The sequence below is a fragment of the Dietzia sp. SLG310A2-38A2 genome (assembly GCF_014145095.1).
Taxonomy (GTDB): domain Bacteria; phylum Actinomycetota; class Actinomycetes; order Mycobacteriales; family Mycobacteriaceae; genus Dietzia.
The window spans coordinates 1-12,178 of sequence record NZ_JAALDX010000152.1 but is presented as its reverse complement, the minus strand read 5'-3'; the positions used below and the strand labels follow the sequence as shown (position 1 = coordinate 12,178).

At 70.6% G+C, this 12,178-nt stretch carries 11 protein-coding genes; all 11 read left to right on the top strand.

The window, feature by feature from the left end; all coding sequences use genetic code 11:
* Positions 1-1,966, top strand: a 1,966-nt coding sequence (gene infB, locus G6027_RS05850; protein ID WP_182636268.1) for a translation initiation factor IF-2, incomplete at its 5' end; no start/stop codon positions are given.
* A gap of 112 nt (positions 1,967-2,078) precedes the next feature.
* On the top strand, positions 2,079-2,540 hold the full coding sequence (rbfA, locus tag G6027_RS05845; protein ID WP_182636266.1) for a 30S ribosome-binding factor RbfA: 462 nt from the start codon (positions 2,079-2,081) through the stop codon (positions 2,538-2,540).
* The gene (locus G6027_RS05840; RefSeq protein WP_182636264.1) at positions 2,537-3,505 is read left to right on the top strand and encodes a DHH family phosphoesterase; all 969 of its coding nucleotides are present in this window, start codon (positions 2,537-2,539) and stop codon (positions 3,503-3,505) included. Before rbfA ends, G6027_RS05840 begins: the two co-directional genes overlap by 4 nt.
* Before the next feature lie 34 nt (positions 3,506-3,539).
* On the top strand, positions 3,540-4,883 hold the full coding sequence (locus G6027_RS05835) for an MATE family efflux transporter (RefSeq protein ID WP_182636262.1): 1,344 nt from the start codon (positions 3,540-3,542) through the stop codon (positions 4,881-4,883).
* The gene (locus tag G6027_RS05830; protein WP_182636260.1) at positions 4,880-5,806 is read left to right on the top strand and encodes a metallophosphoesterase; all 927 of its coding nucleotides are present in this window, start codon (positions 4,880-4,882) and stop codon (positions 5,804-5,806) included. The genes G6027_RS05835 and G6027_RS05830 overlap by 4 nt, the downstream gene beginning before the upstream one ends.
* Positions 5,803-6,510, top strand: coding sequence for a 4'-phosphopantetheinyl transferase superfamily protein (locus tag G6027_RS05825; RefSeq protein WP_182636258.1), 708 nt, complete (start codon positions 5,803-5,805; stop codon positions 6,508-6,510). The genes G6027_RS05830 and G6027_RS05825 overlap by 4 nt, the downstream gene beginning before the upstream one ends.
* Positions 6,511-6,520: 10 nt before the next feature.
* Complete coding sequence (gene truB, locus G6027_RS05820) at positions 6,521-7,432, top strand: tRNA pseudouridine(55) synthase TruB (protein WP_182636256.1); 912 nt, start codon at positions 6,521-6,523, stop codon at positions 7,430-7,432.
* Positions 7,433-7,455: 23 nt separating this feature from the next.
* The gene (locus G6027_RS05815) at positions 7,456-8,433 is read left to right on the top strand and encodes a bifunctional riboflavin kinase/FAD synthetase (RefSeq protein ID WP_182636253.1); all 978 of its coding nucleotides are present in this window, start codon (positions 7,456-7,458) and stop codon (positions 8,431-8,433) included.
* A gap of 113 nt (positions 8,434-8,546) precedes the next feature.
* Positions 8,547-8,816 (top strand): 30S ribosomal protein S15, encoded by a 270-nt coding sequence (gene rpsO, locus G6027_RS05810; RefSeq protein WP_107747462.1) that lies wholly within the window; start codon positions 8,547-8,549, stop codon positions 8,814-8,816.
* A gap of 336 nt (positions 8,817-9,152) precedes the next feature.
* The gene (locus G6027_RS05805) at positions 9,153-11,420 is read left to right on the top strand and encodes a polyribonucleotide nucleotidyltransferase (protein WP_182636251.1); all 2,268 of its coding nucleotides are present in this window, start codon (positions 9,153-9,155) and stop codon (positions 11,418-11,420) included.
* A 98-nt stretch (positions 11,421-11,518) separates the two neighbouring features.
* The coding region (locus G6027_RS05800; RefSeq protein WP_182636249.1) for an insulinase family protein at positions 11,519-12,178 on the top strand (660 nt) is incomplete at its 3' end.

Here is a 12,178-nt window from a genome sequence, read left to right as displayed (position 1 = left end):
TTTCCGCGGTCGTCCCGGCGGTGGCGGAGGCAACCGTGGCCGCAGCGGTGCGGCCGGTGCGTTCGGTCGCCCCGGTGGCGCGCCCCGCAGAGGTCGCAAGTCCAAGCGGCAGAAGCGTCAAGAATACGACTCGATGCGGGCCCCCGAGGTCGGCGGCGTCCGGCTCCCCGACGGTCGTGGGCAGGTCCTGCGGCTGGCACAGGGTGCCTCGCTGAGCGACTTCGCGGACAAGATCGACGTCAACCCGTCGCAGCTCGTCCAGGCGTTGTTCAACCTGGGCGAGATGGTCACGGCCACGCAGTCCGTGACCCCGGAGACACTGCAGCTCCTCGGCGAGGAGATGGGCTTCAAGGTCCAGGTCGTCAGCCCCGAGGACGAGGACCGCGAGCTGCTCGACTCGTTCGATCTGTCCTTCGGCGAGGACGAGGGCGGCGAGGACGATCTCGAGATCCGTCCCGCGGTCGTCACCGTCATGGGTCACGTCGACCACGGTAAGACGCGGTTGCTCGACAGCATCCGGTCCGCGAAGGTCGGCGAGGGCGAGGCCGGTGGCATCACCCAGCACATCGGTGCCTACCAGGTCACCGTGCCGGTCGACGAGATCGACCGCACGATCACCTTCATCGACACCCCGGGTCACGAGGCGTTCACCGCCATGCGTGCCCGCGGCGCCAAGTCGACGGACATCGCGATCATCGTGGTCGCGGCGGACGACGGCGTGATGCCGCAGACGGTCGAGGCGATCAACCACGCACAGGCGGCCGACGTGCCGATCGTCGTGGCGGTCAACAAGATCGACAAGGAAGGCGCACAGCCCGACAAGATCCGTGGCCAGATGACCGAGTACGGGCTCGTCCCGGAGGAGTACGGCGGCGACACCATGTTCGTCGACATCTCCGCCAAGCAGGGGCTCAACATCGAGTCCCTCCTCGAGGCGGTCGTCCTCACCGCGGACGCGTCGCTGGACCTGCGGGCCAACCCGGACATGGACGCCCAGGGCGTGGCCATCGAGGCGCACCTCGACCGCGGCCGCGGTCCGGTCGCCACGGTGCTCATCCAGCGCGGAACGCTTCGGGTCGGCGACTCGATCGTCGCGGGCGACGCGTACGGGCGAGTTCGTCGCATGGTGGACGAGCACGGGGAGGACGTCGTCGAGGCGACTCCGTCCCGTCCGGTCCAGGTGATCGGTCTGACCAGTGTCTGTGGCGCAGGCGACACCCTGATGGTGGTCGAGGAGGACCGCACCGCACGGCAGATCGCCGACAAGCGAAACGCGCGCAAGCGCAACGCGCTCGCCGCTCGGTCCCGCCGTCGGATCAGCCTCGAGGACCTGGATTCGCATCTCAAGGAGACGAGCCAGCTCAACCTCATCATCAAGGGCGACAACTCCGGCACGGTCGAGGCCCTCGAAGAGGCCCTCATGGGTATCGAGATCGACGACGAGGTGCAGCTGCGAGTGATCGACCGCGGTGTCGGTGCGGTCACCGAGACCAACGTCAACCTGGCGGCCGCATCCGACGCCGTGATCATCGGGTTCAACGTCCGCGCGGAGGGCAAGTCGACCGAGCTGGCCAACCGCGAGGGCGTGGACATCCGGTACTACTCGATCATCTACCAGGCGATCGACGAGATCGAGAGTGCGCTCAAGGGGATGCTCAAGCCGATCTATGAGGAGAAGAAGCTCGGGCAGGCGGAGATCCGCCAGCTGTTCCGCTCCTCCAAGCTCGGCAACATCGCGGGTTGCATGGTCCTCGACGGGATCATCCGGCGCAACGCCAAGGCCCGTCTCATCCGCGACGGCAAGGTCGTTGTCGAGGAGATGACCGTGTCCTCGCTGCGCCGCGAGAAGGACGACGCGACCGAGGTCCGCGAGGGCTTCGAGTGTGGTCTGACCGTGACGTACTCCGACATCAAGATCGGCGACGTCATCGAGACCTACGAGCTCGTCGAGAAGCCGCGCGACTGACGTCGACGGCGACACCCGTGGGGGCAGGTTCCGTGGTCTGCGGGCCTGCCCCCACGGCATTCTGGGTATCGAGCGGCCGCCCGGCGGCCGCACCACGTCAAGGAGGATCGCCATGGCCGGAAAGGGACGGGCCGGACGGCTCGGCAAACGGATCGGGGAGATCGTCGCGACGGCGATCGAGCACGAGATCAAGGATCCGCGTCTCGAGTTCATCACCATCACGGACTCACGCATCACCGCGGATCTGAGGGTGGCCACCCTCTACTACACGGTTCGGGGGAGGACGCTCGACGAGGAGCCCGACATCGCGGACGCGGGGGAGGCCCTGGCGAACGCACGGGGCCGGCTGCGGACGATGGTGGGCAAGCAGACGGGGGTCAAGTTCACCCCCGAGCTGACCTTCCGGCTGGATGCCGTACCTGATGCGGCGCGCCAGATGGAGGAGTTGCTCGCCAAGGCCCGCGCGCAGGACGAGGAGGTCCGCCGCGTGGCGGAGGGCGCACGGCCCGCGGGGGACGAGGACCCCTACCGCAGGGACGACGAGGTGGGGCTACCGGAGGACGACGACCGGTGACCACCCTGGTGGACGCGGGCGGCGCGGCCGAGGTCCTGGCGCGCCACCGCGAGGTGACCGTGCTGTGCCACGTCCGCCCGGACGCCGATGCCCTCGGGAGTTCCGCGGGCCTCGCCCGCGCACTGCGGGCAGACGGCGTCGTCGTCCACCACTCGTTCGACCCGGGGACGGTCCCGGAGGCGCTCCGGGTGATCCCCGGGACGGAACACGTGGTGCCGATCGACCGGGTGCCGGAACACGACGGTTTGGTGGTGACGCTGGACTGCGCCAGCCCGGACCGCGTCGGCGACTGGGGACGGTTGGCCCGCTCGGCGACGGAGATCCTCGTGGTGGACCACCATCGTTCCAACCCGGGATTCGGGACGCACCTGCTGCTGGATCCCGAGGCGGCCTCCACCGCGACCCTGGTGCTCGACGTGCTCGAGGCCGGTCGCTACCCGGTCGACCCCGACCTCGCCACCAGCCTCTACGCAGGGCTCGTCACCGACACCGGGTCCTTCCGATGGGGTGGCGCGGGGTCGCACGACACGGCCCGCCGTCTGCTGTCGGCCGGGGCGGTGTCCCGGGAGCTCGGCTTCGCGCTCCTCGACGCCCACTCCTTCTCCTGGCTCGGCGTGCTGGGGGAGCTCCTGGGTACCGCGCGCCTGGACGAGGACGCGGCAGGAGGACGGGGCGTGGTGTGGTTGACGGTCCCCCACGCGGTCGTCGCGTCGGTCGACGAGGCCGACGTCGAGTCGCTCGTGTCCCACCTGCAGGGGGTCCGGGAGGCGGAGGTCGCGGTCCTCGTCAAGGAGATCCGACCGGGCGAGTGCGCGGTGTCGCTCCGCTCCCGCGGTGGCGACGGAGTGGACGTCTCTGCCGTGGCCTCGACGCTCGGTGGCGGCGGACACCCGGCGGCGGCCGGGTGCACCGTGAGCGGCGACCTCGGATCTGTCACGGCGAGGCTCAGTGAGCTCCTCGCCTGACCCGGGGCGCCCGTCCTCTGCTCCGGACGTCGGTGTGGGTGAGATCGGGCGCCGCCTGTGGTCGATCGCGCTACCGGTGCTGCCGGTGTTGGCGGCCGAACCGATCTACCTGCTCGTCGACGGGATCGTCGTGGGCCGGCAGAGCCCACAGGACCTCGCGGCGCTCGGGGTCGGCGCGCTGGTCCTGGTGGTGCTCGGCACCCAGATGAACTTCCTCTCGTACGGGACGACCGCCCGGGCGGCCCGACTCCACGGAGCCGGGCGACGTTCCGACGCGGTGGCGGAGGGCGTGCAGGCCACCTGGATCGCGCTCTCGGTGGGGGTGGTCGTGGTGGTCGGCGTGCACGCGTCGCTGGGGCCGCTGACGCGCGTACTCGCCGCGGACACCGAGGTGGCGGCGAGCGCCGCCGACTGGCTGAGGGTGGCGGTGTGGGGGATCCCTTGCATCCTGGTCGCGTCCGCCGGACACGGGTGGATGCGGGGTGTGCAGCGACTCAGGACCCCACTGGTCCTGGTGGCGGTGGGGATCGGCGTCTCCACGGTCGGGTGTGTGGTCCTGGTGCCCGGTCTCGGTCCCGCACCCGCTCTGGGCCTGGTGGGAAGCGCCTGGTCCAATCTGGTCGGCCAGATGATCATGGCCGGTGGCTTCCTCGGTGCTCTGGTGCTGGAGCACCGTGGGTCCCTGCGTCCCCGGTGGAACGTGATCATCCAGCAGCTCCGCCTCGGGGTGGACCTGGTCATCCGTACCGCGTCCTTCCAGGTGACCTTCGCCGTGGCCACCACGGCCGCCGCGGCGGCAGGGGTCGACTCACTCGCCGCGCACCACCTGGCCCAGCAGCTGTGGGCCCTGTACACCCTGGTCCTCGATTCGGTCGCGATCGCGGCGCAGTCGCTCGTCGGTGCCGCGTTGGGTGCGGGGCTCGCCGCCCACGGCCGCGCCCTGGCCCGCGCGGTGGTCGTGTGGTCGGTGGGTCTGGGTGTCGGGCTCGCGGTGCTCACGGCGCTCTTCCGCTCGCCGATGTCGATCCTCCTGTCCGGTGACGCCGAGGTCGCAGGCCGACTCGTCGTGGCGTTGACCGGGATGGCGATCGTGGTGGTCCCGGCCGCTCTGGTGTTCGGGCTCGACGGCGTCCTGCTGGGCGCGGGTGATGCCGCGTACCTCCGCACCAGCACGGTGGTCGCGGCCCTCTTCGGCTTCCTCCCGGTACTCCTTGCGACGCGACACCTCGGCTGGGGGCTCGCCGGTATCTGGTGGGGAATGGGCGTGTTCGTGGCGATGCGACTCATCGCGGTGGTGGCGCGGGTCCGCGGCGACCGCTGGCTGGTCCTGGGTGCGGAGACCCCACTTCGTCGAACCTCCGAGGGGGCCCCGGCATGACCGGCCAGCCGAGTCTGCGTGCCGTGTCCGATCTGCACGTCGGCCACCGTGGCAACGCGGACGTCATCGACGACATCCTGCCCGCCCACCCGGGCGACTGGCTGATCGTGGCCGGAGACGTGGCGGAGAAGGTCGACCACGTGATCGGCGCGCTGGAACGCCTGGCCGACCGGTTCGAGCGGGTGATCTGGGTGCCGGGGAACCACGAGTTGTGGATCGCCTCCGACGACGACGGGATCACCTCCACCACCAAGTACGACCGCCTGGTGGACGCCTGCCGCGCGATCGGGGTGGACACCCCCGAGGACCCCTACCCGCTGTGGACCGGTCCGGGAGGCCCGGCGTGGGTGGTGCCGATGTTCCTGCTCTACGACTACTCGTGGACCCGCTCACCGGGCCAGTCCCGGGCATCGGCACTCGCGGGGGCGAGGGAGCGACGAGTGGTGGCATCCGACGAGTTCCTCATCGATCCCGCCCCGTACCCGGACGCCGCCGCCTGGTGTGCCGCTCGCCTGGTGGCCACGACCACCAGACTGGCGGCCCTGGACCCGGCGCACCCCACCGTGTTGGTGAACCACTGGCCCCTGCTGCGCGCGCCCACGGAGGTCCTGCGGCATCCCGACTTCGCGCTGTGGTGCGGCACCGACCAGACCGCGGACTGGCACCGCCGCTACCGGGCCACGGCGAGCGTCTACGGGCACCTGCACATCCCGCGCACCACCGTCCACGACTCGGTCCGGTTCGACGAGGTCTCACTGGGTTACCCACGCGAGTGGGCGGCCCGCGGCCGACCCGATCCACTCGCCCGTCAGATCCTCCCCGTCCCCGACCACCCGCAGGTGCGGTGGATCCGGGGCCGGGACGGGCTGCCGAGGATAGCCCGAGCCGGTGAGGACGGCCCCGACCTGGAGGAGGAACGGTGATCAGAGACGTACTGCCCGATGACGTCGTCGCCGTGTCGTTCGACGAGCTCGGCATGAGCGACGCGGCCGCCCTGGCCGCCATGTACCCGGTCGAGGTCGAGCAGATCGGCAGAGCGGTCGAGAGCCGCCGGATCGAGTTCGCCGCGGCCCGTGCGTGCGCGCGCGAGGCGATGAGCCGACTGGGTGTGCCCCCCGGGCCGATCACCCGTGGTGGCAGGGGGATGCCGGTGTGGCCCCCGGGGGTGGTGGGCACGCTCACCCACACCGGTGGTCTGCGGGCCGCGGCGGTGGCGCCGGTCGACCGGGTCCGGTCGCTCGGACTGGACGTCGAACCACACGGGCCGCTCTCGGAGGGGGTGCTCGAAGCGGTCTCGCTGCCCGAGGAGGCGGAGTGGGTGCGTGCGGCCCGTGGGGAGGAGGGGGCGGTCCACTGGGACCGGCTGCTCTTCACGGCCAAGGAGGCCACCTACAAGGCGTGGTACCCGCTCACGCGGAGGTGGCTGGGATTCGCCGATGCGCACATCACCCTGGCACCCACGGACGGCGACGGTGCGTCCGTCTCGGGCGTCCTGCGATCGCGGATCCTCGTCGACCCACAGGCGATCGACGGCGGGCCCGACCTGGTGGAGCTCCGCGGCCGATGGGCGGTGCGGGACGGCTACGTGGCCTCGGCGATCGTGCTCCGGCCTGCGGGTGGGGGATAGCGTGTCCGGCGTGACCCCGCGCAGACCCGACCCCCGCCCCGCTCCCGCCCCCGGACTCGTGGTGGTCGACAAACCGGGGGGTATGACCAGTCACGACGTCGTCGGGCGGCTGCGCCGGTACTTCGGCACCCGCAAGGTGGGGCACGCCGGCACGCTCGACCCGATGGCGACCGGCGTCCTGGTGGTGGGGATCGAGAGGGCCACCAAGCTCCTGGGCCTGCTCGCGCTGGAGACCAAGTCCTACGAGGCCACCATCCGGCTCGGCGAATCCACCACGACCGACGACGCGGAGGGCGAGATCACCGCGCGGGTCGACGCCTCCGCCGTGACCGACGAGGCGATCGACGCCGGGGTCGCCGCGCTGACCGGGGAGATCGACCAGGTCCCGTCCTCGGTGAGCGCGATCAAGGTGGACGGTCGGCGCGCTTACGACCGGGTGCGGGCCGGGGAGGACGTCCGGCTCGACGCGCGGACGGTGACCGTATCGCGATTCGAGGTCAGCGAGCGCACGCGTTCCGGAGAGGTGGTGGACCTCGTCGTCGTCGTCGACTGTTCGACCGGAACCTACATCCGCGCGCTGGCGCGCGACCTCGGTGCCACGCTCGGCGTGGGGGGACATCTCACCGCGCTGCGCCGCACGAGCGTCGGCCCGTTCGGACTGGATGTCGCCCGAACTCTCCGAGAGCTCGAGGAGGATCCGCGGTTGTCCCTGGACCTCGACGCCGCCGCGCTGACCGCCTTCCCCCGCCGGGACGTCGACGCGGACGAGGCCGAGGGGTTGCGACACGGACGGTGGCTGGTGGCCCGCGGCGACGACGGGGTGGTCGCCGCAGTGGGACCGGACGGACGGGTCGCCGCCCTGGTGTCCGAGTCCGGACAGCGCGCGGCTCCGGTCGTCGTCATGCGACCGGCAGGCCTGTGAGACCCGGGCGTAAGGTGGGCGCCGTGCAGCTGTGGCGGACGTTCGACGAGATCGTGATCCCCGACGGCGGGACCTCCGTCGCACTCGGGGTGTTCGACGGCCTCCATCGAGGTCACCGGGGTCTGGTGGAGCACGCGGTGGGTACCGGACGCGAGTCGGGAGCGAGCCCGGTCCTGGTGACGTTCGACCCGCACCCCGTCGAGGTGATCCGACCCGGTACCCATCCGCTCGTCCTGACCCCTCTGGAGCGACGCGCGGAACTGGCCGGCGACCTCGGAGTCGACGCCGTCTTCGCCCTGCCCTTCGACACCGACATGGCCTCGTGGGAACCCAACGAGTTCATCGACCGCGTACTCGTCCGGGGGCTGCGGAGTCGCTCCGTCACCGTGGGGAGCAACTTCTCGTTCGGCCGACGCGCGGCGGGCACCCCGGAGACGATGCGCGAGCTTGGTGCCGATCGGGGGATCGACGTGCGGGTGATGGATCTGCTGGAATCCGGGGGGGAGCCCGTCTCCTCTTCCCGGATCCGGCGTCTGCTCGCGGAGTCCGACGTCGCCGGCGCGGCGACGATCCTCGGCCGTCCCCATCGCGTGTCCGGGATAGTCGTGCACGGTGCCGGACGCGGTGGACGCGACCTCGGGTACCCGACGGCCAACCTGGACCTGCCGGAATACACGGCCGTCCCCGTCGACGGCGTCTACGCGGGGTGGTTCACCCTCCTCGACGACCACGAGGTCGACGGGTCGATCCAGCCCGGTCGGCGCTACCCGGCCGCGATCTCCGTGGGGACCAATCCGACGTTCGGGGACGCGGCGCGCAGTGTGGAGGCGTTCGTACTGGACGAGTCGGCGGACCTCTACGGACGGGTGGCGGCCGTCGACTTCGTCGACCACGTCCGTGACATGGAGAAGTTCTCCTCGGTCGACGAGCTCCTTGTGGCCATGGACCGCGACGTCGCCAGGACCAGGGCCGTTCTCGACGCCGGCGCCGGACACCGCTGACCATCGATTGGGGCGCCGGGGCCGTCCACTGGTAACGTCTTCTCTCGGCCCTCCTGCGGTCCGCGGCGGCGGGGTCATTCATTTTCGCGGACTGGAACAACCAGGAGACACCCATGGCGATGACCACCGAAGAGAAGAAGGCCGTACTGGCCGAGTACGGCATCCACGAGACCGACACCGGCTCGCCCGAGGCCCAGGTCGCGCTGCTCACCAAGCGGATCAGCCAGCTGACCGAGCACCTCAAGAGCCACCAGCACGACCACCATTCGCGTCGCGGTCTGCTCCTGATGGTCGGCCGTCGTCGTCGCCTCCTCAAGTACATCGCCAAGGTCGACATCGCGCGCTACCGCTCGCTGATCGAGCGCCTCGGCCTGCGTCGCTGAGCGGACCCCGCCCGCACGCCCACTGTTCCCCGTCCTCGAAGAGGGCGGGGAACAGTGCTGTACGGGGGCGGTGTCAGCGCGTCCCCCGGTGACCCGGGGTGTTCTCCCTGGTAGCCTGATCACGGCCGGTGCGCACGTACCGGGTGTCGACAGGTCCGATTGACGGTCCTCGGTAGTGGCTGCCGGAACCGCGGGTGCCCCGGGACGGGGCGCCGGTTCCGGCCGCTTCGATCGAAGACCGAAGTCGAACCGGGATTCCCTGACGTGTGACCCGGCGGGCCCGGCGGAGACGTCTCCGCCGTGAGGCCCCCAGTCACCGACAGGACAGGACTACACATGCCAGAGATCACGGCCGTCGAGGTCGAAGACGGTGTCTTCGAGACCGTCGCGACCATCGACAACGGCGACTTCGGTCGCCGCGAGGTGCGATTCGAGACCGGACGGTTGGCCAAGCAGGCCGCCGGGGCCGTCGTCGCGTACCTCGACGACGACACCATGATGTTGTCCGCCACCACGGCGGGCAAGCACCCCAAGGAGCACTTCGACTTCTTCCCCCTGACGGTGGACGTCGAGGAGCGGATGTACGCCGCGGGTCGCATCCCGGGCTCGTTCTTCCGCCGTGAGGGCCGGCCGAGCACCGACGCCATCCTCACGTGTCGCCTCATCGACCGGCCGCTGCGCCCCACCTTCGCGGACGGGGTCCGCAACGAGGTCCAGGTCGTGGTGACCATCATGAGCCTAGACCCCAAGGACCTCTACGACGTCGTGGCGATCAACGCCGCGTCCGCCTCCACGCAGCTGTCCGGCCTCCCGTTCTCGGGCCCGGTCGGCGGCGTGCGGATCGCGCTCATCCCGACCGCTGACCGCCCCGAGGGGCAGTGGGTCGCCTTCCCGACCGTCGAGCAGCTCTCCGAGGCGGTCTTCGACATGGTCGTGGCCGGTCGCGTCGTGGGCTCCGGTGACACAGCCGACGTCGCCATCATGATGGTCGAGGCCGAGGCCACCGACACTGTCATCGAGAAGATCGCGGGCGGTGCGCAGGCGCCCACCGAGGACGTCGTGGCGCAGGGACTCGAGGCGGCCAAGCCGTTCATCTCCGAGCTGTGCGCCGCGCAGCAGGCACTGGCCACCGCGGCCCCGTCCGAGGCCCGGGAGTTCCCGCTCTTCCCGCCGTACCAGGAGGACGCGTTCACCGCGGTCTCCGAGGTGGCCGAGGCCAAGCTCGGCGAGATCATGTCGATCGCGGACAAGCAGGAGCGCGACGGGGCGACCGACCAGCTCAAGGCCGAGGTGCTCGACTCGCTCTCGGAGCGGTTCGAGGGGCGCATCGGAGAGCTCGGTGCCGCGTTCAAGTCGCTCACCAAGAAGATCGTCCGGCAGCGGATCCTCACGGACCACTTCCGTATCGACGGCCGCGGCATCCGGGACATCCGCGCGTTGTCCGCCGAGGTCGAGGTCATCCCGCGGGCACACGGTTCCGCCCTGTTCGAGCGGGGTGAGACCCAGATCCTCGGCGTCACCACGCTCGACATGGTCAAGATGGCCCAGCAGATCGACTCGCTCGGTCCGGAGACCAGCAAGCGCTACATGCACCACTACAACTTCCCGCCGTACTCCACCGGCGAGACCGGTCGCGTGGGGTCACCGAAGCGTCGCGAGATCGGCCACGGGGCGCTCGCCGAGCGTGCGCTCATGCCGGTCCTGCCGAGCGTCGAGGAGTTCCCGTACGCGATCCGTCAGGTCTCCGAGGCGCTCAGCTCCAACGGTTCCACCTCGATGGGTTCCGTCTGCGCCTCCACCCTGTCGCTGCTCAACGCCGGTGTGCCGCTCAAGGCCCCCGTCGCGGGTATCGCGATGGGCCTGGTGTCCGACGAGGTCGACGGTGAGACCCGCTACGTCGCACTCACCGACATCCTCGGTGCCGAGGACGCGTTCGGCGACATGGACTTCAAGGTCGCCGGCACGGGAATGTTCGTCACCGCGCTGCAGCTCGACACGAAGCTCGACGGCATCCCGTCCGAGGTCCTGGCCGGCGCGCTCACCCAGGCCCGCGAGGCCCGACTGACCATCCTCGACGTGATGGCCGAGGCGATCGACGAGCCGGACGAGCTGAGCCCGTTCGCGCCCCGCATCATCGCGATCAAGGTCCCGGTCGACAAGATCGGCGAGGTCATCGGGCCCAAGGGCAAGATGATCAACTCGATCACCGAGGAGACCGGCGCGTCCGTCTCGATCGAGGACGACGGCACCGTGTACATCGGGGCCACGGACGGCGAGTCCGCGCAGGCCGCGATCGACAAGATCAACGCCATCGCCAACCCGCAGCTGCCCAAGGTCGGCGAGCGGTTCCTCGGCACGGTCGTGAAGACCGCCCCGTTCGGCGCGTTCCTCTCGCTGCTGCCCGGCCGCGACGGCCTGGTGCACATCTCCAAGCTGGGCCAGGGCAAGCGGGTCGGCAAGGTCGAGGACGTCGTGAACGTGGGCGACAAGATGCAGGTCGAGATCGCCGACATCGACAACCGCGGCAAGATCAGCCTCGTGCCCGTCGGCGACGAGTCCGCCGCGGCGGCATCCTCTGCTGACGCCGAGGGCGACGACAACTGATACACCGCCGGGGGCGAGAACGCGCACCCCGGCACCTCACGAGGCACGCACCCCCGATGCGGGGTGCGTGCCTCGTATCGCTGGAAGGGAGAGTCGCCGTGGATCCGACGATCAGGGTGGACAGATCGATCCCCGGGCTCCGGGTGGTCACCGAGAACCTCCCGTGGTGCCACACCGCGGCGGTCGGGGTGTGGATCGCGGCGGGTTCCGCCGACGAGGCCCCCGAGGAACACGGTGCCGCGCACTTCCTCGAGCACGTCCTGTTCAAGCGGACCGCCACGGCGTCGGGCCGGGAACTCTCCGAGCAGATCGACCTCCTCGGGGGTGACCTCAACGCCTACACGGGCCGGGAGCACACCTGCTACCACGTCCACGTTCCCGCGGAGGGACTGGCGACGGCCGTGGACGTGCTGGTCGACGTGGTGGCACGCGGGTCATGTGACCCGGAGGACGTGGAGATCGAGCGGGACGTGGTGCTCGACGAGCTCGCGGGGCGGGCCGACGACCCCGAGGACCTCGCCTGCGAACTCGCCACCGGGGCCGTGTTGGGCGATGACCCGCTGGCCCGCCCGATCATCGGTACCGAGGAGTCGGTGGAAGCCCTGGACGCGCGGACGCTGCGGGCGTTCCACCGCAGGGTCCTCCGTGCGGGTGACGTCGTGGTGGCCGCGGCCGGGCGCATCGATCACGAGGACCTGGTCAAACGCATCGCAGACGGCCCGCTGGCCGCCGTGGTGGCCGAGGGGCCGGGGGTGGCC